A 20,909-nucleotide genomic window follows, 5' to 3' on the forward strand; every position below is an offset into this window, starting at 1 on the left:
TTTTATCGTGCCGATTCAAATTCTTGAATCGCCGTGAATAATCCCGGCCACGAGTAATCACGCGCCTCGGCATGGATCGTCAATCCGGCCTCCTGCGCAGCCGCTGTTGTGACCGGGCTGATACTCGCCAATCGAATCGTCTTTCCAATATGGCCTAGAGCCTCGGGGCTGAGCAGTTGGCGGAGCTGACGAGCGATGGAGGGGCTACTTAAAGCGATCCAATCCACCTCGCCGCGATCAAGGACCTCGACAACCTGCGGATCGAAGTTATCCACATCCACATTTTGATAAGTCACGACCTCGTCCACCGTTGCCCCCGCACCCTGGAGCGTTTGCGGCAGTACATCACGGCCGCGACTTGCCCGCGCCCACAACAGCCGTTGCCCTTGGACGTGCGGTGCGAGCGTTGCGGCTAGTGACTCCGCGCGAAACTCCGGTGGCACCAGATCCGCTGTCAGGTGAAACGTTTCCAGCGCCGCTGCCGTAGCCGGTCCGATGGTTGCCAGCTTGAGTCCGCCCAAATCGCGCATGTCGCCGCCGGTTTCGCGCAGGCGACTTAAGAAATACTCGACGCCGTTCGCGCTGGTGAATATCAACCAGTCGTAGTCCGCCAATCGCGAAATAGCCTCATCGACCGCAGTCCAATCCTCAGGCGGCAGAATGTCGATCGTCGGCATCAGCAGGCAGTCGGCCCCCAGATCATTCGCCTGTTCAACCACCGGCAGCGCCTGTGCCAGGGGACGCGGAATCCCGATGCGGCGGCCCAATAGCGGGCGCTGTTCGAACCAGCGAATGGTTTCCCGCTGACGAACGCAGTCTCCCACGACGATCAATGAAGGCGCCCGCAGTTGCGCTTGGCGAACCGCTGCCGGCAAATCGCTGAGCGGCGCTGTTACACTCTGTTGGCGAGACGTCGTTCCCTGGCTGATGACGATCGCAGGTGTTGCGGGGGACTTGCCGAATTCGATCAGCCGGCGAGTGATCTCCTCCAGTCGGTGCAGGCCCATATAGAACACCAACGTTCCGGGAAAGGCGGCCAAGGCGGCGTAATCGAGTAGGGAATCGGTCTTGGCCGGATCTTCATGTCCGGTCACAAAGGCGACGGCGGAGGCCCATTTGCGGTGTGTCAGCGAGACCCCGGCATAGGCACTGGCGCCGGTAGCAGCGGTGACGCCCGGCACGATTTCGTAGTCAATTCCCGCTGTCCGGAGAGCTTCCGCCTCTTCCCCGCCACGGCCAAATATGAAGGGATCTCCTCCTTTGAGGCGGACGACGGTTTTTCCCGACCGCGCTTCATCAATCAGTCGTTGATTGATTTCCGTCTGGTTGAGCATGCGGCCGTGCGCGGTGTGCGAACGGCACGTGCGCTCGGTGTCAGCCGAGGTGTTGAGCAATAACAGGGGATTGACCAACCCATCGTACAGCACAAAATCAGCCTGAGACAGGCATTTTAACGCTTTGAGCGTGATTAGGCCGGGATCACCGGGGCCGGCGCCCACCAAAAATACTTTGCCGCTGTTGGCCATGAAAATTGCTCAATTCGGGCGTCCGCGCATTGTTATTCACCCCGCATTAGGCGGCGAATATTCGCACATTCTTAATCCACACTTTTCCTAGTGTATCACTCCTCGAATCGGGAGTGTTATTGAAACGCTGACCAGCTATAGTAGAATAGAGTAAGGGTTTTGCCTACCCACCTCATTTGTCACGTCGCACTGTTGTGAAGTCAATTTTCTTCGGGCGAAAACGATCGGGCGCTCGGATTCGACAGATCGGCCTTCGCGGGTGATTGTCCTGGCGGATCAATCTGTATTTAGTGAACAAACGCCGGTTGGGCAACACCTTGAATAAGAGTCTTATTGTTTCCTAATTGAGCAGATTCAGACACGACGCTGTTTGCCAAATTCGCCGCGCGATGCGAGGCTGGATTTGGCGATGGTGATTCCCGGCGGCACGTTGCGGATTTCATATTTTCGATAATCCGTGTATCGACGCAGCGGTCCGTTCGAAACTGATTCCGACGACAAATCGACACGTCTTATATTTTTTTATGCAGGTCATACCGGCCCGTCGAGAATCCTCTACGGAGCCCACTGCTCGATTTGTAGTTCGAATCATGCATCCCAACGATGAGGCTAAAAAATGGCAATGGACAAAAACAAGATTGCGGGTGACTGCTGGAAACGCGGTAGCGAGGCGCTTGGGAAAGCAAATTGGGACTATGCCATCGAGATGTTTCGCCAAGCGGTTCGGCTGGTGCCTGACAACAAACTGTATCGCGAAACTTTGCGGGGCGCCGCTGAAAAAAAATACAAAAACAACGGCACGGGCGCCCGGATGGCCAACGCAAAGTTGATGGGACTGCGGGGGAAGCTCAAAAAAGCCCGCATGATGAAAGACTGGGACTCCGTCGACAAGTTGGCCGAAGATGGCTTTGCGATCAATCCTTGGGACGGCCAATTGAACCAGGATCTGGGCGATGCCTGTGCGGCCCGCGCTGAAGCAGCTACCGATGCGGGCAACGAGAGTTTGGCTTCAGGTTTTCAGTCGATTGCCATTATCGCGTACCAGCGGGCGCTTGAGGCGACTCCAGGGAACAGAGCGCTACTGCGTTCATTGGCCCTACAATACGAGGCTCGGCAGAACTATCGCCAAGCGATCGAATGCTGGGAGAAAATCCGTCGGATAGACCCGCACGATGCGGAATCGCGTTCTAAGTGCAGTCAACTTGCCGCCCAATCAACGATTAATGAAGCCCATTTTGACGACGCACAAAGCACCAAAGACGTCATGGCGGATCACGAAGTCGCCGCCCGGATCAATAGTGGTCAGCAACAGGCTGATGGGCCGGGCATGTCTCTCGAAGCCGATTTGAAACGGGCGATCCGCAAAGAACCCGAAAACAAAGACAACTACCTCAAAATTGCGGACTACTACGAACGCGCCGGCAAACTGGCCGAAGCCGTAGAAATGCTCAATACCGCGTTGAAGTTATCGAACAACGATGCCAACATCCGCGAGAAACTCGAAGACATCGAGCTCTCACAAGCCAACAAAACCGTGGTCCAAGCCAAGGAACTTGCCAACAAGGAAGCTACGGAAGAGAACACCAAGCGCGCCAGAGAACTCGAAACCAATTTTGTGAAGCGCGAAGTCCAAATTCTCACCCAACGTGAGCAACGCTACCCGTCGGATATGCGGGTTAAATTGGAACTGGCGATCCGCTTGATGCGATTTGCCAAATGGCAAAAAGCGATCCCCTTGTTGCAAAAGGCGGCCACCGACACGCGGGTCCGCGGGGAAGCACTGGTTCGGCTGGGAATGTGCTTTAACAAAGACAACAAACCGCAACTGGCCCAACACCAACTGGAACAGGCGATCACCGAAGTCGACCACGAATCCAACCCCAAAATGTACAAGGAGATGCTGTACCTACTGGGGACCATTTGTGAGAAAAGTGACGAAGTTGACTCTGCGATCAAATCTTACAGCATGTTGCTGGCCGTTGATTATGGTTACCGGGATGCGGTCAAACGCCTGGAAGCCCTGCAATCTCGGCCCAAACGCTAGGTTCCTCAAAGACCGCAGTCACGGTCGAGAAGGACCGTTCTCGGCTGCTGAGGGTCGATTTGGCCCCGAAACAGCCCCGTAACGGCTCACCACACACCAAATTGCTGATTTTTCCATGTTGAGAGACCGGTCGTACGCTGGTGAAGCGTGTGAATTTTCGCTAAACTGTCCCACTTGAATTCAAAGTCGCCCTCTGGGAGCGACTGTTATATCAATGACTGCTGATGTATTGTTTCGAGGGAAACACGTAAGCTTATGCCCAATCTGAAGAGCCAAAAGAAACGACTGCGACAAGACGACAAGCGCCGTTCACGCAACCGCATAGCCCGGTCATCGCTCCGTTCGGTGATTAAGGGATTTCGCACCGCTGCTGTGGGTGACAATGCCGAGGAGAAGCAAGAGAAGTTTCGCCTGGCTGTCAAAAAGTTGGATCAAGCCGCTGCCAAAAACCTGATCCACAAAAACGCCGCCGCGCGGATGAAATCGCGATTGAGCAAACTGCTCTAACCCAGCAAAGCTCTATAGCAGCAAGACAGACAACGGCATCAAGCCGCCTCACAATTTGGGCGGCTTTTTGCATGCGCTGACATAGACGCCGTTCCACAACAGATTGGATTGCGTTCTCACCAAGCGCGGAATCTGAGAAGCATTCTCAATCCAGGAAATCTTCGTCGATGATATCGGGGAGACCTTGCTGTGGGTCATCCATGGGGTCATCGCTGAGGTCGTCGCCTCTGCGGTCATCGTCCTCGAGGTCGCTTTCACTGCGTCCATGGTCTTTGCGGCTACTTTCTGTGGGGCCATTCTCCGTGGTCGCTGCGTCTTCGATGTCGCCGAATATGTCCAGCCAATAATCCACTTCTTGATCGCTCAGATCGGGATTCTGTTTGGGAGAAGGGGAGGGGGGCGTCTCCTCTGGCGGCTGGCGGTGTTCCCAGCGGGTGTACCACGCTTCGCTGTCAATGAAACGTGATTTGCGCCGCGAGGCGGCTTGTTGCAAGCGGCGGTCGCCCGAGATGACAGTGACCTGTTTGGGGGCGGAATGTGCCGCGATCAATTGTTCGATCGCGGCGTCAGCTTCACCCGGCGCATCAGCGAATTGTACGGTCATGCCAGCGACGCTGTAGACCGAGAGTCGACCGGGCGGCGGTTCCCAGGCGTCGAAGACGATTGTGGTTCGACGGCGGGCCTCGGCCGAGAGCGCGGACTTGAGAAATCGCAACAGCCGGTTGCGGCACCGCTCTAAATCGCCCGGGCCATAGTTCGGGCGGGCCATGCCGGCCGCGTGCATCAAGTTATAGCCGTCGATGATCAGGAACTCTCGCGCCATGAGATGATTCCCTCCCCCGCGGCAATGACTAAAAGGATGCCCACGCGTGGCACCGCAACTGTAAGCAGTCACGTTACCTTACACGAATCCCGCAAGAAATCCTACAGGATTCGTGTCGACCACGCATCTCATCGAGCGAGGCAGCCTGCTATGGGGCGTTGGCGCGGGAGACTGTTTCGCGGCGTTTGGTGCCGGTGAATTGCTCCTGCGACGGAGTCGACAGCCAATCGCGATAGGTGTTGAGCGTCGCCACGTAGTTCAGGAATCGCGCATCGGCTTCGGGCAATGCGGCCACCAGCGACGTGCTGAGTAAGTCGGGGTGGCTGGTCTCGTGCAGACTTTGGAGGTAGTCCAACAACACTTGTTTGCCGTCGGGAGTGCTGTGCAACATGAAGTGCACCCAAGCCCACGATTCGCGGTAGTCGGCGCGATGCATTTGTTCAACTTTTTCCAGCCGTTCCAGCCGGCGGATATCGGGGCGCCAACCACTCTGAACGGCTCGCGCCAAACGGACGGCGTACTCGTTGTTCACGGTGCCCGGTTCGACTCCGGGAACTTCAAAGTATTCAGCAAGCCCTTCGTCTAACCACAGCGGCACGGTCTGCAGCGAAGCATGCAACAATCCATGTGTGAATTCATGCCGTAAATCCTCGCGGATTTTGTCGCCCCAAAACGTATAGACGGCCAGTTTGTCCGGTGTCCCAATGAAATAGGCGCGACGGAACGGCAGTCCGGGATAGGTCTCTTCGATGTACTTGCGGTATTCCATTTCGTTGGAAAACAAGTAGACGGTGACCTTTTCGCCCGTTTCGTCCTCGGGGAGTTGCAGTTTTTCGTGAACCTGCTCGCGGAGTACTTTCAATTCTTCCACAAGCGGATGCTTGGCCCCCAATTTGAGATCGCTCATCACGACCAATTGTTCAGCGGCGACGGAATGACGTTGCGGCAGTCCGCCATCGCTCTCCCGCTTTCCCATCAATTTAGAGATCCCGTTGCCGCTGCCAGCCGAGTGGCAACCGGCGAGCAAAATCAACGTCAAACCACACAACCAGACCATTGGCAATTGCCGCAGGCCGTGTTGGAAGCGGCAGGTCGTTGTTGTGGGCCGCATTGGGGATACGGGCCGGTGATCTTGCGGTGAACTCAAGTGAGCATCCTTGCCAGGTGTAGAAACAACGCATCGTCGGCATCCGCGCCGAATCAACTTAACGGTCTTCCGTTTGTACGGTTCTTATCAATTTTTCGTCCAGTTCGAGCCTCAATCTTTTGCCAAGTCGATTTCCATTCAAGGAAATACCGCGAACCAAGATAATTACGTAGGAATCTCAATCGGTCACTCAATTGAATTTCCGACAAAAACGTCGACGAAACATTCAGCCGTGTCAGGTTTTGCAGCATTCGGTCCCGTGGAACGCGGGGCCAACGGCGGATTGCCTCAAGATCGAGCAGCCAAGTGCGATCATCGTTGTCGTTTTGAGAGACAAGAATGTTTTTGGATTTGAGATCACGATGTTCAAAGCCGCATGTGTGTAGCCATCGCAATTGGCCAGCCAATGCGACAGTCAGGCGGCGAACGATCTCTCGTCGTTGCCGCTGTGGAAGCCGCACTAAGTGATCGTGATGCCAGTCGAACAGCGTGGCGGAGTCGGGAATCGATTCGGTGAGCAGGTATTGCCGCACATCGAAACCCTGCGCCGACTCCACAAACAACAGTGGCTTGGGGGTCGCAATATCGCGCCGCAACAACGCGTGTCCGTTTTCCCATGCGCGGCGCACACTCGATCGTCCGAGCCATTGCGACAACAGCGGCAGGATCCCGCGGAGCTTCAGGCTTTTCCAGAATAGTCGTGGGTATTGAGGAATCGTAGGAACGGCAACAGCGGCAACGCGGCGCTTCGTTGATTGTTTGTACCAAGCAGTGGCTGCGGCAAAAATGTGCTCCGGTTGTGCGCAGATATCGCGCACGACGTCGCGTCCCAAGACCGTCAGACCGCGCCCCCGCTGGGAACCGACGCGGAGTTTGACCAGATGCCTTGTCCCTTGCCGCCATTTGCGATCCTTGCGTCGCCAATGCCGCTGCGCACGGCGCGAACAACAGGCTTGCACGTCACGTGCCATTGAATTCACCGAACCGGAAAGTCCCCGCTGTGCGCAATAAGCACGAAAGAACCGATATCGATCCGCGCGCGTGGAGCGGGTGGCGAAGAATTGGTGCAGCATCGCCAGGTTTTGTTGCGCGGCTTCCAGTCCCAACGATTTTTGAATGTGCGCGCAATGCAGGTCGATGAGCCACAGTTGCACCGGCGCTGCTGGTTGATCGCGAATCAGAATATTTCCCGCGTGAAAATCTCGGTGGACAATACCCGCGTCATGGAGTTTTCCAGTGAATCGTCCCAGCTCGACAGCCAGTCTACGGCGAAACAAGGACGCATCAGCTGTTGGCATTGCGGCAAATTGCGTGCGTAGGAACCCATCGAGCGGCTGCGTGCCGGGGATTTCTCGCGTGACGAGGTAATTGTCCCACACAAAACCGCCGCTGCGCGTTTCCGCCCAAGCGACCGTCTCGAACGTTGGAATGCCAAGCGCACGGACCCGCGCCGCCATGCGTTGTTCCAACACCGCCTTGGCAGGGCGGATCACGTTTTGCAAAAACGGTTTGATGCCGGCGACTTTGTAATGTTTGATGTAAAACCGTCCCGCCGCGGTGTCGAGGCGAATCACTTCGCGATGGGCGCCGGTCTTGATCACTTCCACCCGCTGCTGTTGTTCCCATTCGCGCCGCCGCAACCCGTGGGCATCCAACAACTCCTGCTGCAGATCGCTACGAATCTGCCAATGCGTGTCACCGCATCGCACAGTCGCGAATGTCGTTTCGCGCGGCGCTGCGGACATGCGGAGCCGGGGCGAAGATCTGAGGGAGGTTTTTAGGGAGGTCACGAAGAGACGGTTTTTCTTGCGCGGATGGGGAGAGGACGGATGAGGTTGGGAAATCGGTTTTTTAGTGAGTATGCAACTGGACGATTATTCTGGTTTGGAATTCCACCAACGCTGAGTCGCTTCGGATGCGTCTTGTTGAAATGGGGAAATGATGTCGTTGATCAGTCCACTGGCGATCGATCCACCCACCAAATCCCCATGACCGGCGGCGATCATATTCTCAGCCAAAGTCGTATGTTCGTTCCACTGGGAAGCCGGCCAATCGCGGATGTCGACATAGGCGTCGGTCAATCCCGCCTGCTTTTTGGGAACCAAATGATACGTCTCATCGGTGCGGACGAGATGATATTCAAAAGCGGCAAAGACCAAGCCTCCGCCGAGCATGGCTCCAAATACTACGGCGATTAATCGGCGCATAGTTTATGTCCGTTTGATGCAATGAGCGAATCGTTGAAAACAGTGATGTTCCGACGGGTCTAAGCGTTCTAGACGCCGATCCCGGTCCGGCAAACGGGGCGGATTCTCTCAAAATCGGGCAACTGCGGCAAGACGGGATTCGGGACCGCGCGTTATCTCAAAACCGGGCATTTTTCGATAGCCGTATCACAGCAAACAGGTCATTCGAGGGAAATATCTTGAATGACCTCGGTCTCACCGTTGGGGTTCTTGTAGACGACTGTGATCACATCGGGGTGGGAACCGTCGGTGTAGACAATGAGCTCTTTTTTCGCCGGATAGCGGTCATCAGGCAGTCGCAATTCTCCCGTGACCTCGACGACCTTATTCTTATACGTGGCGTCAAAATCCAAGACCTGCAATGAGTCGCCGGATAACCATTCGACCGTGACCGGAATCCGAATGATATTCCTGTCGACGGTTCCATCATGAAATTTCACGATGGCCGTTTCCTGCACGTCAGTCCACGTGAGGTGTTGTTGGCCGAAGTGAACACACCCGGTCAGCAATACAATCAATGACGCCAGCACGATGAGGTTTTTGACATTCATCCTGAACACCCTTGGCAACGAGCCCAACCGATCAAAAAGCGGCTGTTCGTTTAGGGGAATTCGGAGATTTTGTCAATCCGAAGGGCGGTGCGCAGCGGGATACGTTCTTCTGATCGGGCGTCTAGCCGGGGGCGGAAACGCCCTCTTCGCCGGGATGATCAGGCTGCTTCGGATTCACGTGCGCTCTCGTCGGTTGTCACCGGTTCTTCGAGCAGTGTCGTGGTCGCTTCAGCTTCGGCCTCGTCGCTTTCAGCGTCATTCTCAGCGACAATTTCGTCAGCGGTAGTCTCATCGACCGTGTCGGCCCCCGTATCACGTAGGCGGATGAGGCCTTGACGGCCCAGCGAGGTCAACTGGTAAAACACGCCTTCGTGGCGATCTGCGAGCTCGAAATCCAGAAATCCGAATGCGATCAGTTTTCCATGAATTCGCGGCAAATGCTCTTCGGCAATCCCCTCGATGTCGTGGACGCGGGTCAAGCGGCCCTGTTCGTCCGGTGTCGATTCGGAGTAGGCGCGTAGCACGTCGAGCCACTCGGGATTATCTTGCAACTGACTAAGCTCATAATTGATCATGCGCAAAATATCGGACAGCCGGACAGTGGATATCACACGAATGGACACACCCCATATAACCGGCACGATCGAACCCGGCTGCCAGTTTTGAGATAGCACGGCCGCGAGTCCCCGAGTGGCGTCACATATTGGTGAGCGCGTCGCCGGCATCGCCGAGTACGGTATTCAGAGCGGCCTCGACAGCGGCGTGGTGCCGACGATCATTGGCGTAGATACGGCACACCGCTGAACTGAGCGGGACTTCGGCAAATAATTGCGAGTCGGCCAATGCACGCGATTCGCCCGTTGCGGGATTGAAGAGATAATTTTGTCCACCGGTGGGCAAGCGAGTGCTCGGCCGATGGTAGTGACGAGCGACGTCGATTTTCAGGTTGGCGTCGCGCGACTCGGGCGGCATTTTTTCACGCACACGGCGCAACAACACCTCCGGTTCGGAAAAAATCGTCATCCGTTCCGACAGCCCCGCGTGAAAATAACGAATTCGTTCCGCTGCAACCTTCCAAGCCACATCTCGCCGGAAGAGCAGCCGCCAACTTTCCCCCAACCGCCGCAGGTCCACATCCGCGGCGTCTCCCCAACGTTCGACATCGACCATCAGTGAAAACTCCGTAAACCGCCGGTAGCGGTCCAGATCATCCAGCGGATTGGCCGGGAAGAGTTGCTGCATACTTTCCGTAAAGATCTCTTCCAGCGCGACGTCGAGTCCGCGGACTGCACGATGAAAATAGATCGTGCGAAACAGATTCGCGCGGACTTCGATAAAATTGATCAACGTCGGCAATCCCCGCGGATGGATGGTCAGGCCGGCGGGAGTGAAAAAGCTGTAGTGAATCAATCGCGAGATATCAAAGGCCCGCGTGTTGTAGCCGGACATGTAACTGTCGCGGAGCACAAAATCCATGTTGTCGACCGTGTAAATGCCGCTGAACAGACTTCGTAAATGTCGCAACCACAAAGGGCGGTCGGTGTCTTGCGGGTGATCGGGGCGGGGGCGGCGAATGAGCCAGGCAACGTGCGCCGGATCGAGTTGTTCATCATCGCCCAATGCACCGAACGGGCTGCGGCGGATCTTTTTGAGCAATTCGGCGAATTCCTGTTCAATCACCGCCACACCCAAATCTTCGTGGGTCAGCGAAAACTGTGACAGAAAATGGTCGTCGAAGAAATGCCCGAACGGCCCATGTCCCACATCGTGCAACAGAGCCGCCATACGGACCAAACTGTGAACATATCCGGCCGAAGGCGTTTCCGGGCAAGATTCGAGTAACGAAACATACCAGCGCTCCATTGTTTGCGATGCGAGGTGCATGGCTCCCAAGGAGTGCGGGAATCGGGTGTGTTCGGCGGAGGGAAACACCCAACGCGCGGTCTGCAATTGATGAATCTGTCGCAACCGCTGCACCCACGGGTGGTCGATGATCTCTTGCTCGGCGACTTCGCCGGTCGGCAAACCGGATTTGGCGATGAAGGGAATGTACCCGTGCAGAGGGTCGTGGGAGAGGCTTTCGCTGGTAAAATCGCGTATCACTGGTGTACAAACTCCGTTAAACTGGGCGGGCCGTATCATAGTCGCGCCTTGCCGCGCGGACTAGGCTTTGACAAAAAAGGGGGTTGGTGTTGGCCTCCTCTTCCAACCGCGCCTACTTGATTTCCCAACCAGGAATGCCCCCTACGAAATGTCTACGGAAATCCCTCCTCCAAACATCCCCCTGGCCGTCGCTCGTCAACGCATCCGTCGCTCCTCACGCGTGCTGGCTGCCGAACGCGTGATGCAGGTTGTGGGGGTTGTCTCCATCGTATTGCACCGCAGTTCACGCCAGTGGGAATCGATGACCGATCTTCCGCTGGGAATTGCGACGTTGGTGATCATGTCGGTTTTTGCAGTCGGTTTGGGTTTGCGGTACTACTGGGCCGTGAGCCATAAGTCCTTCGTTGCAGAAAACCGCGTGTCACTCGGCGTCGTTGGATTGTGGTTGTTGGGTGTTCTCATCACATTGGTTTTCGGTGGTGGCAGTGAGGGACGCTTTGGCACGATCAACAATATCAGCGAAGCGGCAATTTTTCTGAGGACGGGCGTCGGTTTTGTGATCCTGGTCCGTTGGATCTCTTCAGGCGGACGTAACCCCGCATTTATTTTGGTCGCCTCGTTTCTCGTGCTCGTGGCAGTGGGGACGATCCTATTGATGCTACCCCGCGCTCGCGCTGAGGTCGGACAGGGGGGCGCGCCGTTTCATGTGGCGTTGTTCACAGCGACCAGCGCCAGTTGCGTGACCGGTTTAATTCTTGTCGACACCGGCACCTATTGGAGCGCGACCGGTCAAACCATCATTCTCTGTTTGTTCCAAATCGGCGGGCTGGGGATCATGACTTGCGGGTCGCTGTTCGCGCTGGTTTCGGCGCGGCGCATGCAAGTCCGTGAAACCGCTTTTTTGGCTGATATGCTGGAAACGGAAAACACCGGCGCGCTGCGCAAGTTGATGACTTCCATTGTGCTGTTTACCGCGACAGCGGAATTGATTGGAGCGGCCTCCTTGTGGGGACTTTGGCCCGAACTGCCTTGGTATGAACGGGCGTTCCACTCGCTGTTTCATTCCGTCAGCGCCTTTTGTAATGCTGGCTTTGCCTTGATGCCGGATAGTTTTTCCAGCATGCAAACCCGTTGGCAGATCTGGGCCGCGGTTCCGGCATTGATCATCGTGGGGGGCCTGGGTTTTGCAGCGATGGCCGATTTGGGACGCGTCTTTCGTTGGCGAATAACGAACCGGACCCGCGCCGGCAGCGTGAATGTGCCGCACGGGCGGATGCGATTGGGGAATACTTCTTGGTTAGTGGGCGTAACAACCTTGGGGTTATTGGCCTGGGGAACGTGCGGGTTTTATCTGTTAGAATCCGGCGCTTTGATGCAGGATTTGACCGTGGGCGAACAGGCTTCCGCTTCCTGGTTTCAATCTGTCACCTTCCGCACGGCTGGATTCAATACGGTCGACCTGGCTGATCTGCAACCGGGAACCAAATTCTTTGGGATCATGATGATGTTCGTGGGAGCATCCCCCGGTTCCACTGGTGGCGGAATCAAAACGGTTTCGTTCGCGCTCAGTATCTTAGCGGTGATTGCGCTGCTGCGTGGTCGCGAACAAATTGAATTGCGGGGACGTACCATTCCGCAGTCGATCGTGAAACGCTCATTGATGATCGTGGCGATGGGAATTTTTTGCGTGCTGACAACCACGCTGTTGATTGTGGTGATCGAAAACCAGCCGGAGTATTTTTTGGATCATCTCTTCGAAGCGACCAGCGCCTTTGCCACGGTCGGGGTCTCGACCATCGACACCTCGTCGCTACGAATCCCCTCGCAATTCGTGATCATTTTAACGATGTTCGTGGGGCGAGTCGGGCCGTTGACGTTGATCGTGGGACTGGCCGGTAGTGGAGACAATGGCCGATACTCCTATCCCGAAGAGCGGGTCTTGCTCGGTTGATGTACGCCATCGGCAAGATCGTCAGCGCTGAATCCGCAAGCGCGGCAGCGCCGCCTGCAGTGCTTTTTCTGCCGTCGGGGTGATAGCGGTCTGCGACAAATTCAAATTTTCCAATCGTCGACAAGCATGCAGGTGTCGCACGCCTGCGTCGCTGATTTGAGTGTCGGCCAATTCCAATTCGTCCAACACAGGAAATCCGTGCAACGCAACCAATCCGGCATCGGTGACAGCGGTCCCGGACAATTCCAGTTCCTCTAGATTTTTCAAATCGCGGATTTCGGTGATCCCCGCATCCCCCACCAGCGTGCCATTGAGATCCAGATCCTTGAGCTGTGGGAGTTGGGTCAAATGCTGTAGACCGCGATCGGTGATCGCCGTGTCGTTCAATTCCAAATCAATCAGCTTGCTCATCAACTTGAGGTGCACCAAACTAGAATCAGTAATCGCCGTCCGCGATAGATCCAGGTCGCGCAAATGGATCAGCCCAGCCAATTCCGAAACGCCCGTATCGGTGATGCGTGTGCCAATCAAATACAGACTTTTGAGTTGAGTCATCCGCCCCAGGTCGGCGGCGCCGGCATCTGTGATTGCAGTGTCGTCGAGACGCAAAATATACAACCGCCGACAGGGGGTGAGGTGCCGCAGTGCGACGTCGGTGATCTGCGTTTCATTGAGTTCTAATTCTTCCAAGTCCGCAATGTCGGCGATCCGTTGCACCAGTCGATCATCAGCAGCAGTACGATTGAGCTGCACCTGTACGGCCGGTCCCAGATGCCAAGGCCACATTCGGCCCCGCGCCACGACGTCGATCACCCCACCACTATCGCGGATCTCGGCAAACAACGCTGCGTGTTGGCGAGATATCCACCACATCTTGCCCGCCGAATAGGCAACCTGAGCGCACAGCAAACAGGCCAGACAGGCGATCCATTTATGATGACGTTTCAATTTCATTCGCAATGGCTGGTTGATTGGGGAAATACCTCGGCAAACGACCGGGATGCTAGCGGATTTTTGCAATTGCAGCGAGAGCGACTCAATTTGTTTCTGAGGCCATTTTGCTATAGTGCAATGTAGCTATCTGTTGAATTTGGGTGCAGTTGCACTATTCACCAGGCAGCTCGTTGGTAGGCAGGACAGGACCTTCTTGGCTTGAGAGACGTTTTTTATGGAATTTCGCGAAACAGCACTATCCGGTATGTATTTGATTCTCCCCCGGGTCTTTGAAGATCCACGCGGGTTTTTCATGGAAACCTACCATCAAGCAAAATTTGCCGCCGCGGGGATTCCAGCAGATTTTGTGCAGGACAATCATTCCCGCTCGGGCCGGGGTACTTTGCGTGGTCTGCATTATCAAATTCAACATGCCCAGGGAAAATTGGTCCGCTGCGTTCGCGGCGAAATCTATGACGTCGGCGTCGACCTCCGCCGCGATTCGCCAACGTTTGGACAATCGGTGGGCGAAATCCTCAGCGAAGAGAATAAACGACAACTGTACGTCCCTCCCGGATTTGCCCACGGATTTTGTGTCGTCAGCGAGATCGCCGAAGTCACCTACAAATGCACCGATCTGTATCATCCAGAATACGAACGCAGCCTGCTGTGGAACGACCCACAACTTGGCCTCGAATGGCCAATCAAGGACCCCACCCTCTCCCCCAAAGACGAAGCCGGCATTCTCTTAGCCGATGCGGAATGTTACGAGTCGAGCAGTGATCTGTGATCCCTCTTATTCTGGCCACCGACCACTAGCCACCGGCCACTCTCTCTAGCCACCGGCCACTCCCTATTGGGCACGAGAAACCATGAAATACGGCGCCCACGTCTTCCTCTGGCAAGACCGATACGATGACAGCGCGTTATTGCGCATGCTCGATGATGCGGAAGCGTGGGGACTCTCTTTTCTCGAGGTCGCCATCGGTGATGACATTCACTTTAACGCCAGCAAGCTTGGTGACGAAGCGGATATGCGAGGGTTGGAATTGGTGTTCAGCCCGGGTGGGGCGTGGCCGATGGAGTGCGACATCTCCTTGGCAAATGCCAGTGATCCGCACCCGGCTGTGCAATGGCATCGACGCGCCATCGAGCAAGCGGGGCGTGCCGGAGCAGTTGCTTATACTGGCGCCATCTATGGTCATCCTGGTGCCGTCCGAAAGCAGCGTCCTGATGAGGATGAACCCAAACGGATAGCCGAGTCCCTCAACATACTCGCTGAAGATGCCGCTGATGCCGGCGTGCAGCTTGTCTTAGAGCCGATGAGCCACTTCCGCACTCACGTGGCCAATACGCCGCAACAGGTCAATCTTTTGATCTCACTGGCGGACCATGAAAACCTCTTCAGCCTGTTCGACACGTACCATCTGGTCACCGAAGTGACCGACTTTGCCGCCGCATTCGAGGAAATGCGTCCGCACCTGTGGGGACTGCATGCTTGCGAAAACAATCGCGGCGCCCCGGGAACCGGTTTGCTTCCTTGGCAATCGTTATTTTCCGCGATGAATGCCGCCAACTGGCAAGGCTACATCGGGTTTGAAAGCTACAACTCGACTTGGCGCGACGGCGACTTCGCTTTGGAGCGGGGGATGTTTCACAACGTCTGCCCTGATGCGGAATCGTTCATTCGGCACTCGAAGTCGTTTGTCGAAGCGGGATTGTCTGGCGTAGATTAGCAGTGCAGGGGAGGCATGCTGGTTGCGGAACTCCAGCCTCGCAGCGTGCTGATTTCCAGCAGTCCGGGAGGGCGAAGCTCCTGCTGAGCCGCATCGGTAGACTGGGCGTGATCTGCGAAACTGTTGTTCGAATTACACGAATTGGTGGTGCGCGGCTCGGCGAGAGCCTCGCCCTCCCGTTGCGTCCTGTGAGGTGGATTCGCTAAACGTTCAGCATACGCTTAGCGCAATTCAAACATGGATTGCGTTTTAACGACGCCGTAATTGTCGGGGAAGGTGTGAAAAGCGTGGACGATCAAATGGTCGGCGGTTGCTTCGGTTTCCATGAAACTCAGCGGCGTCGGCGCTAAGCGGCCGGCCGCGTCGAAACGGTGGGCCAAATCGGCCTTTGAGCAATCCGCTAGCAGTTCCTCGTGAAAATGCAGGAAGACGTCCGGCTCCAATTTCTCCAACTGGAAACTGACGTGATAGTTCACGCCATCGGCGAGCTGCAGGCTTTCGCAGCGATGCCCTTGCACTCCATGCGACAGAATCCGTCGCCGTTTGGGCAGCGGGTGCTCCCGACCGGTCATCACCTCACAGAGCATCTGTCCGTTGCGGCAAAATGTGATCACGTGGCCAGCGTCGCAGATCTGCAATTTCGCTTCGTAGTCGTTGCTTTTGATCGCTGCCGAGGCATAGACATTGATCAACTCGGGATGGAGTTCGCGGCTGAATAGCCGAAACACCAACCGTGCCACATCGGGCCGAGCAAAATCAACGTCCATCGCTCCACGCTTTCACTGAAAATCACAACCGCTATGGGGTGTGGTTGCATGCGAGGCTGCACAACCGGTTATCAAGACTTGATTATAAATCGAATAGGCGGGAACCAACAGAGGATTTTTGTGGGAAAATTGGCCAAAGCAAATGAATCAATCGATTCGCAAAAAAGGGGCTTGACAGCGAGGCGATCGACAGTTGTTGACGGGCTCCGCCATGAAACAGAGAGCCGCTGACAGCAACGCTCAAGGGCTCGTTTTTTCGGCGTATTCAATCTTGCAACCGCGTTGTAATGTCTCACCAGACGCAGGACGCTTTCCCGACAGCAGTGCGCGGATGGCATCGCGGAGTGACTGTTTCGTCACCTTGTCGGGATCGTCGTGATTGTCCAACGCCCCCATATAGGCGACTTGGCGTTTGCGGTCGAGGACGAAGAATTGCGGCGTTCGCACGGCTCCGTAGTTGCGTCCGACTTGTTGGGTCGGGTCGCTGAGATAATCAAACGGCCATTTGTGTTTCGCCGCATGCGTGCGCATCGACTCCAACGAATCGTCAGAGACATTGATGGCGACCAGCGCGACTGGATCGTCTGCGAATTCCTTGAGCAGTGCCGTCAGTCGCGGGGCGTAGAGCCGTGAGGCGGGGCAATGATTGTCTGTAAAAAAGAGCACGAGGATATCGTGCTCTTTGTAATCGGCCAGTTTGTGCGTCTTGCCATCGGTCCCCCGCAGGTCCGAAAAATCGGGTGCGGGGGCATCGACGTCGAGAACCTTATTAAATTTACCTGCCAACGCAGCCTCCACACTGATCGTGACCACGACCAGTGCCATCCAGGTCAGGATGCAAGCGCGGCGGTTTCTCGAAGGTTTAGGCACGGCAGGTTCCGTCTACGGTTTTTGCAGCTTCGCGACAACTTCCATCACCGTCTTGCTGTCTTTGGGTGCTTTGACGGAGGTGTCTTTGTGCACGATTTTTCCATCCTGATCGATCACGAACGTCCAGCGACTGGCAGTCACGCCGCGCGTCAGGACTTGCTCTTTGCCTTCAAATTCAAACTTGAAGTCGCCCCCTTTTCTGAGCGGGACACCGAAGGCCTTTGCCACCTCGCCTTTTTCATCGGCCAGAAGCGTGAAATTTAACATGTGCACTTTTTTGAAGAGTTGGTGGTTCTCCGCAGAGTCGCCACTCACGCCGACGACTTCAACGTCTTTGCTATTCAACTTCTCCATGTCATCGCGGAATCCACAGGCCTGTTTCGTGCAACCGCCGGTGAGATCGGCTGGGTAAAAATAGACGACCAGAATTTTTTTGCCAACATGATCGGTCGATTTCCACTCTTTGCCTTTGTCATCCACACTGGTGAATTCGGGCGCTTTGTCACCGACTTTCAATTTCACAGGCTTTTCTTTGTCTTTAGCGGCATGTGCCGCTCCCGCCACCACACAGCAGGCCGCTACCGCGCATGCAATCACCGAAAGCCGTTTGCAGAAGTTCGACATGTTTCCGTCCTCACTTGGGGGAATGGTTGGTGTGTTCATCTTCGGTCGCATTTGAACACCCGGCAATTCCGCGCCGGAAGTACGCGCCAGCAGATGATTTCAGGGGTGGGGGAATTCGCGGAGCAGTTGAGCTCTGTTTGTTCCTCACACGAAAAAAACGAGGGGACTCGCTCCCCAGTCCGTCGAGCATCGAGCCGACTCTCAGTCTGTATTGTCCTAGGCAAGTTGTCAACTCGGCAGGCCGCCCGGTGGGTGACTCTTCTCCGCAGTCCTCAAGGCCCTAAAAAGGGCCGATTTGCAACCGCGCGACCTGGCCTGCCAATCCAGAACGCCAAAATGCTCCCTGGTCGTCAGACATCCACCCGGCACAATCGGAATACGCTGTGCATTATCGGGTTGTGTACTATGCCCTACAGGGCGGTGGGGGAATTCCCCGCTTGACACAGGCTGTTTGAGTGGGACAATTGTATGTATTGTCCCTATCCTGAGTTGCGCCTTCTGCACCGAGTTCACCATGCAGGCTAAGTTGATCCCTAAACCGAGCGGGGATCCCATTATCATCGCCGACGACTTAACGCTTGTGGGGCGGCACCGCGAGTATTGCGATGTCGTGATCGACAGCGGCAGCATCTCAAAACTCCATTGCGTGATCGTCAAAACCGACGGATTGTTGTTTGTTCGCGATCTGGGAAGCACCAACGGCACCAAGGTGAACGGTCAACGCATTACCCGTGGCGCTCTGCTACCGGGGGACGAACTGGCCTTCGCCAAGGAAAAATTCGAGGTCTTTTTAGGCCCCGATGTCGAGGAAGCGAGCAATCCCGACGAGACGGAAGTGGTGACGGAATTCAGCATTCCCGCCGTCATGCGTCCCAAACGGGGCGACGACGAGATCGAATTCCTCCCCGACGATTCTGCTCAGTAAGCTTGGCAGATGCGCGTTATCCCGCGTGTGGCCAGCTTACATCTTGCAGCGTCAACACAGTTCCAGACGCCTCCATTCTCAATTCGCTCCCATCTTCCAGCGCTCATTCCACCTGCCGTACGTGCAGCCAGTGGCACACAAACTCCGGGTTCTGTCACGCCCCATGCTCACGGACTGCTTGCGGTTGTTGAATTGGAAAGCTAGTAAACCCGAACGATTGAAGTGATTCTGCCGGAAATGCCGATAACGGAGTTAGGGAGTTTCCACATCCGTTTCTGAGCAGGTATCTCACAACATGCGTTGTTTGCTGGCATTGACCGTCTGCCTGCTGTTTTCCGGTTGCATTGTGCTGCAACCGCGCGCCGAAAACCCCTTTCCCAACATGAACACCATTGCCGTGGTGCCGTTTTTCAATCAATCGGCAATGCCGGGGGAAATCAACGATTTGGGCCGGACGTTCGGTCTGGCGTATGCGTCGGAACTGCAAAAAATCCATGGCTACGACGTGCTGCCGTTGGGAACGGTGGAAACGGCGATCCTGGAAAACCGTCTTCAATTCCGCAACGAAAATGATGTCTTGGAACTGGCGAAGCTGCTGGAAGTCGATGCGGTCGTCATTGGCACAATCACCGCCTTCGATCCTTGGTACCCGCCCAAAATCGGTTTGAAGGTCAATTGGTACTCGACCAAAAACTGGACGATGTTCCCTGACGGAGAACCGTGCGGACCGTGTGAGGATGACGAACTGGACGAGAACGGAGATTGCCCCTGCCATTACAATTTCCCGAAACTTCGCACTAAAGACAACAACAGCATTATCCGCGGCCAAAACGCAGCGCCTTTGCTTGCCGACAGCAACCAAGCCGTGCCGTTGTTTGGATACGAAACCAATTACCCCGCAACGAGAGCGTTGGGAACATCGCGCGCCAATCGCCCGCTGACTGCATCGCCGACACCGGTCCCATCCGGCCAGTTTCCACCGGTGGCGAGACGTCGTTTTCCTGCTCCCAACTTAGAATTGCTCTCAACTGCGCCGCCGGTTTCATCGTCGCCGATTCAATTGCTCCACCCGGTTGCGCAAATCCCGTTGGGTGAAGACCCGGCACAGTACGGACCGATTGTGCGGCAGACTCCGCAAGTCGTCGCACTCGCCAATCAGGCGCCGTTGGCAGCCACGCCGGTCCTGCAGGCGAAAGGCGATTTTGCGGTCACACCGCCTCCGCAACTGCCCACACCGATGCTGGAAAAACAGCAACTACCGCGACTGACTGCTCCTCCGCCGGCGACAGAAGAAATTATCTTAGAGCCGGTCCCGCTGCCGCCGGAATTATTACCGACGCCCGGGATGTTCGTTGAAGTTGAGCAAGACCACACGAAACCGGTGATGTCCTATACCAGAATGTTCGATGGTAAGGATGAGGCTGTTGTGGCGCTCTTACGGGATTACGTAGAGATCACCGGCGACAAACGTAGTGGCGGTTGGGAAGGCTATATGCAACGTACCGATGATTACATCACCTTTTGTTGCCACATCATGATTATCGATACGTTGACACTGCACGGCGGCGGCTTGCCGACGAAAGTTTGGCTGAAGATCCGAAAAGACCGATAAGCCCGCATTGAGATACCGATAAAGAGAGTGGCCGGTGTTCAGTGGCCAGTGGCCGGATTGAAGGCTGGTTAGATGGGGGACGGTTATTTCCGTCGCGACGACCCCCTCAGCCTGAATTGGCCAACTCGACAGTCTACAGCCTAAGGACGACAGCCTAGAAACAAGGTGCAATGATGCAACGTGGCGTGAATGTCTTGGCGTTGGTGAAGGATTCCGAACGGTACGTCTTTCTGTACGACGAAGAAAGTGCCGCGACGTTATTGCGGACGTTGGGCAAATATGCCAGCGACCGCGAGTTGAGCTTCTCCTGGTACGACGCCGCCGTCCTCAGCCAAAAAATCCGCCGCCTGGCCCGCGAAAACCAGGAACAAGCCGGAGCACTGGGCGAAATGGATCGCTGATTTTAGGCGTTAGGCTTTAGTCCTTAGGCTTTAGGGTTTGTGGGATTAAAGCTTGAGTGTTTGGATGAATCTCGCGCTCCCCGGTAACGACGGCATACAACCGCCAATTCTACAGTCTAAGGACTACAGCCTACGGCCTCCCA

The 20,909-nt window shown here is 55.7% G+C and carries 20 protein-coding genes; 8 read left to right on the forward strand and 12 right to left on the reverse strand.

All coding sequences use genetic code 11. The features are described 5' to 3' along the window. Positions 1 to 2: 2 nt before the first annotated feature. Positions 3 to 1,526, reverse strand: coding sequence for a uroporphyrinogen-III C-methyltransferase (cobA, locus tag Mal52_RS23545; protein ID WP_145378963.1), 1,524 nt, complete (start codon positions 1,524 to 1,526; stop codon positions 3 to 5). Between the two features lie 616 nt (positions 1,527 to 2,142). Between cobA and Mal52_RS23550 the strand changes: the two genes are divergently transcribed. Both Mal52_RS23550 and rpsT read left to right on the forward strand, forming a co-directional pair. Further along, positions 2,143 to 3,570, forward strand: a complete 1,428-nt coding sequence (locus Mal52_RS23550) for a tetratricopeptide repeat protein (RefSeq protein ID WP_145378964.1) — start codon at positions 2,143 to 2,145, stop codon at positions 3,568 to 3,570. A gap of 255 nt (positions 3,571 to 3,825) precedes the next feature. Beyond that, on the forward strand, positions 3,826 to 4,077 hold the full coding sequence (gene rpsT, locus Mal52_RS23555) for a 30S ribosomal protein S20 (RefSeq protein ID WP_145378965.1): 252 nt from the start codon (positions 3,826 to 3,828) through the stop codon (positions 4,075 to 4,077). A 145-nt stretch (positions 4,078 to 4,222) separates the two neighbouring features. Here the strand turns inward: rpsT and Mal52_RS23560 are convergent, their stop codons facing one another. The 7 genes from Mal52_RS23560 to Mal52_RS23590 form a co-directional block, all read right to left on the reverse strand. Further along, on the reverse strand, positions 4,223 to 4,900 hold the full coding sequence (locus tag Mal52_RS23560) for an NYN domain-containing protein (RefSeq protein WP_145378966.1): 678 nt from the start codon (positions 4,898 to 4,900) through the stop codon (positions 4,223 to 4,225). A 148-nt stretch (positions 4,901 to 5,048) separates the two neighbouring features. Further along, on the reverse strand, positions 5,049 to 6,047 hold the full coding sequence (locus Mal52_RS23565; protein WP_231962427.1) for a DUF1570 domain-containing protein: 999 nt from the start codon (positions 6,045 to 6,047) through the stop codon (positions 5,049 to 5,051). Positions 6,048 to 6,100: 53 nt separating this feature from the next. Further along, positions 6,101 to 7,792 (reverse strand): lipopolysaccharide kinase InaA family protein, encoded by a 1,692-nt coding sequence (locus tag Mal52_RS23570; protein WP_145378967.1) that lies wholly within the window; start codon positions 7,790 to 7,792, stop codon positions 6,101 to 6,103. A gap of 129 nt (positions 7,793 to 7,921) precedes the next feature. Beyond that, positions 7,922 to 8,254, reverse strand: coding sequence for a hypothetical protein (locus Mal52_RS23575; RefSeq protein WP_145378968.1), 333 nt, complete (start codon positions 8,252 to 8,254; stop codon positions 7,922 to 7,924). Between the two features lie 200 nt (positions 8,255 to 8,454). Beyond that, complete coding sequence (locus Mal52_RS23580) at positions 8,455 to 8,844, reverse strand: hypothetical protein (RefSeq protein WP_145378969.1); 390 nt, start codon at positions 8,842 to 8,844, stop codon at positions 8,455 to 8,457. Positions 8,845 to 9,002: 158 nt separating this feature from the next. Beyond that, positions 9,003 to 9,419 (reverse strand): hypothetical protein, encoded by a 417-nt coding sequence (locus Mal52_RS23585; protein ID WP_145378970.1) that lies wholly within the window; start codon positions 9,417 to 9,419, stop codon positions 9,003 to 9,005. Positions 9,420 to 9,540: 121 nt separating this feature from the next. Further along, positions 9,541 to 10,947: an HD domain-containing protein gene (locus Mal52_RS23590; protein ID WP_145378971.1), complete on the reverse strand. Its 1,407-nt coding sequence runs from the start codon at positions 10,945 to 10,947 to the stop codon at positions 9,541 to 9,543. A gap of 148 nt (positions 10,948 to 11,095) precedes the next feature. Here Mal52_RS23590 and Mal52_RS23595 point away from each other — a divergent pair, with 148 nt between their 5' ends. Then, complete coding sequence (locus tag Mal52_RS23595) at positions 11,096 to 12,898, forward strand: TrkH family potassium uptake protein (RefSeq protein ID WP_145378972.1); 1,803 nt, start codon at positions 11,096 to 11,098, stop codon at positions 12,896 to 12,898. A 21-nt stretch (positions 12,899 to 12,919) separates the two neighbouring features. Here the strand turns inward: Mal52_RS23595 and Mal52_RS23600 are convergent, their stop codons facing one another. Then, entirely contained in the window at positions 12,920 to 13,852 is a 933-nt protein-coding gene (locus Mal52_RS23600) for a leucine-rich repeat domain-containing protein (RefSeq protein WP_145378973.1), read from the reverse strand. Between the two features lie 214 nt (positions 13,853 to 14,066). Between Mal52_RS23600 and rfbC the strand changes: the two genes are divergently transcribed. After that, the gene (gene rfbC / locus Mal52_RS23605; RefSeq protein WP_145378974.1) at positions 14,067 to 14,621 is read left to right on the forward strand and encodes a dTDP-4-dehydrorhamnose 3,5-epimerase; all 555 of its coding nucleotides are present in this window, start codon (positions 14,067 to 14,069) and stop codon (positions 14,619 to 14,621) included. Between the two features lie 82 nt (positions 14,622 to 14,703). Further along, on the forward strand, positions 14,704 to 15,567 hold the full coding sequence (locus tag Mal52_RS23610) for a sugar phosphate isomerase/epimerase family protein (RefSeq protein ID WP_145378975.1): 864 nt from the start codon (positions 14,704 to 14,706) through the stop codon (positions 15,565 to 15,567). 221 nt (positions 15,568 to 15,788) lie between these two features. Here Mal52_RS23610 and Mal52_RS23615 read toward each other — a convergent pair whose 3' ends face one another. The 3 genes from Mal52_RS23615 to Mal52_RS23625 all read right to left on the reverse strand — a co-directional run bounded on the left by Mal52_RS23615 (position 15,789) and on the right by Mal52_RS23625 (position 17,828). Beyond that, complete coding sequence (locus tag Mal52_RS23615; RefSeq protein WP_145378976.1) at positions 15,789 to 16,334, reverse strand: DUF2617 family protein; 546 nt, start codon at positions 16,332 to 16,334, stop codon at positions 15,789 to 15,791. Between the two features lie 240 nt (positions 16,335 to 16,574). Further along, positions 16,575 to 17,204, reverse strand: a complete 630-nt coding sequence (locus Mal52_RS23620; RefSeq protein WP_145378977.1) for a thioredoxin family protein — start codon at positions 17,202 to 17,204, stop codon at positions 16,575 to 16,577. A gap of 12 nt (positions 17,205 to 17,216) precedes the next feature. Then, positions 17,217 to 17,828, reverse strand: a complete 612-nt coding sequence (locus tag Mal52_RS23625) for a peroxiredoxin (protein ID WP_145378978.1) — start codon at positions 17,826 to 17,828, stop codon at positions 17,217 to 17,219. A 514-nt stretch (positions 17,829 to 18,342) separates the two neighbouring features. Here Mal52_RS23625 and Mal52_RS23630 point away from each other — a divergent pair. The 3 genes from Mal52_RS23630 (at position 18,343) to Mal52_RS23640 (ending at position 20,766) form a co-directional block, all read left to right on the forward strand. After that, a complete protein-coding gene (locus tag Mal52_RS23630; RefSeq protein WP_145378979.1) occupies positions 18,343 to 18,753 on the forward strand; it encodes an FHA domain-containing protein in 411 nt (136 codons plus the stop codon). 295 nt (positions 18,754 to 19,048) lie between these two features. Further along, positions 19,049 to 20,365, forward strand: coding sequence for a YML083C domain-containing protein (locus Mal52_RS23635; protein ID WP_145378980.1), 1,317 nt, complete (start codon positions 19,049 to 19,051; stop codon positions 20,363 to 20,365). 170 nt (positions 20,366 to 20,535) lie between these two features. Beyond that, positions 20,536 to 20,766: a hypothetical protein gene (locus Mal52_RS23640; protein WP_145378981.1), complete on the forward strand. Its 231-nt coding sequence runs from the start codon at positions 20,536 to 20,538 to the stop codon at positions 20,764 to 20,766. The last annotated feature ends 143 nt before the right edge of the window (positions 20,767 to 20,909 follow it).

This window comes from Symmachiella dynata (assembly GCF_007747995.1).
Lineage (GTDB): Bacteria > Planctomycetota > Planctomycetia > Planctomycetales > Planctomycetaceae > Symmachiella > Symmachiella dynata.

Excerpts from the sequence above, each read along its gene's own strand:
- Mal52_RS23615 (WP_145378976.1), bottom strand. The coding sequence starts at position 16,334 with ATGGACGTTGATTTTGCTCGGCCCGATGTGGCACGGTTGGTGTTTCGG.
- cobA (WP_145378963.1), bottom strand. The coding sequence starts at position 1,526 with ATGGCCAACAGCGGCAAAGTATTTTTGGTGGGCGCCGGCCCCGGTGAT.
- Mal52_RS23550 (WP_145378964.1), top strand. The coding sequence starts at position 2,143 with ATGGCAATGGACAAAAACAAGATTGCGGGTGACTGCTGGAAACGCGGT.
- Mal52_RS23585 (WP_145378970.1), bottom strand. The coding sequence starts at position 9,419 with ATGATCAATTATGAGCTTAGTCAGTTGCAAGATAATCCCGAGTGGCTC.
- Mal52_RS23610 (WP_145378975.1), top strand. The coding sequence starts at position 14,704 with ATGAAATACGGCGCCCACGTCTTCCTCTGGCAAGACCGATACGATGAC.
- Mal52_RS23640 (WP_145378981.1), top strand. The coding sequence starts at position 20,536 with ATGATGCAACGTGGCGTGAATGTCTTGGCGTTGGTGAAGGATTCCGAA.
- Mal52_RS23600 (WP_145378973.1), bottom strand. The coding sequence starts at position 13,852 with ATGAAATTGAAACGTCATCATAAATGGATCGCCTGTCTGGCCTGTTTG.
- Mal52_RS23560 (WP_145378966.1), bottom strand. The coding sequence starts at position 4,900 with ATGGCGCGAGAGTTCCTGATCATCGACGGCTATAACTTGATGCACGCG.
- Mal52_RS23625 (WP_145378978.1), bottom strand. The coding sequence starts at position 17,828 with ATGTCGAACTTCTGCAAACGGCTTTCGGTGATTGCATGCGCGGTAGCG.
- rpsT (WP_145378965.1), top strand. The coding sequence starts at position 3,826 with ATGCCCAATCTGAAGAGCCAAAAGAAACGACTGCGACAAGACGACAAG.
- Mal52_RS23570 (WP_145378967.1), bottom strand. The coding sequence starts at position 7,792 with ATGTCCGCAGCGCCGCGCGAAACGACATTCGCGACTGTGCGATGCGGT.
- Mal52_RS23595 (WP_145378972.1), top strand. The coding sequence starts at position 11,096 with ATGTCTACGGAAATCCCTCCTCCAAACATCCCCCTGGCCGTCGCTCGT.
- Mal52_RS23580 (WP_145378969.1), bottom strand. The coding sequence starts at position 8,844 with ATGAATGTCAAAAACCTCATCGTGCTGGCGTCATTGATTGTATTGCTG.
- Mal52_RS23635 (WP_145378980.1), top strand. The coding sequence starts at position 19,049 with ATGCGTTGTTTGCTGGCATTGACCGTCTGCCTGCTGTTTTCCGGTTGC.
- Mal52_RS23575 (WP_145378968.1), bottom strand. The coding sequence starts at position 8,254 with ATGCGCCGATTAATCGCCGTAGTATTTGGAGCCATGCTCGGCGGAGGC.
- Mal52_RS23630 (WP_145378979.1), top strand. The coding sequence starts at position 18,343 with ATGCAGGCTAAGTTGATCCCTAAACCGAGCGGGGATCCCATTATCATC.
- rfbC (WP_145378974.1), top strand. The coding sequence starts at position 14,067 with ATGGAATTTCGCGAAACAGCACTATCCGGTATGTATTTGATTCTCCCC.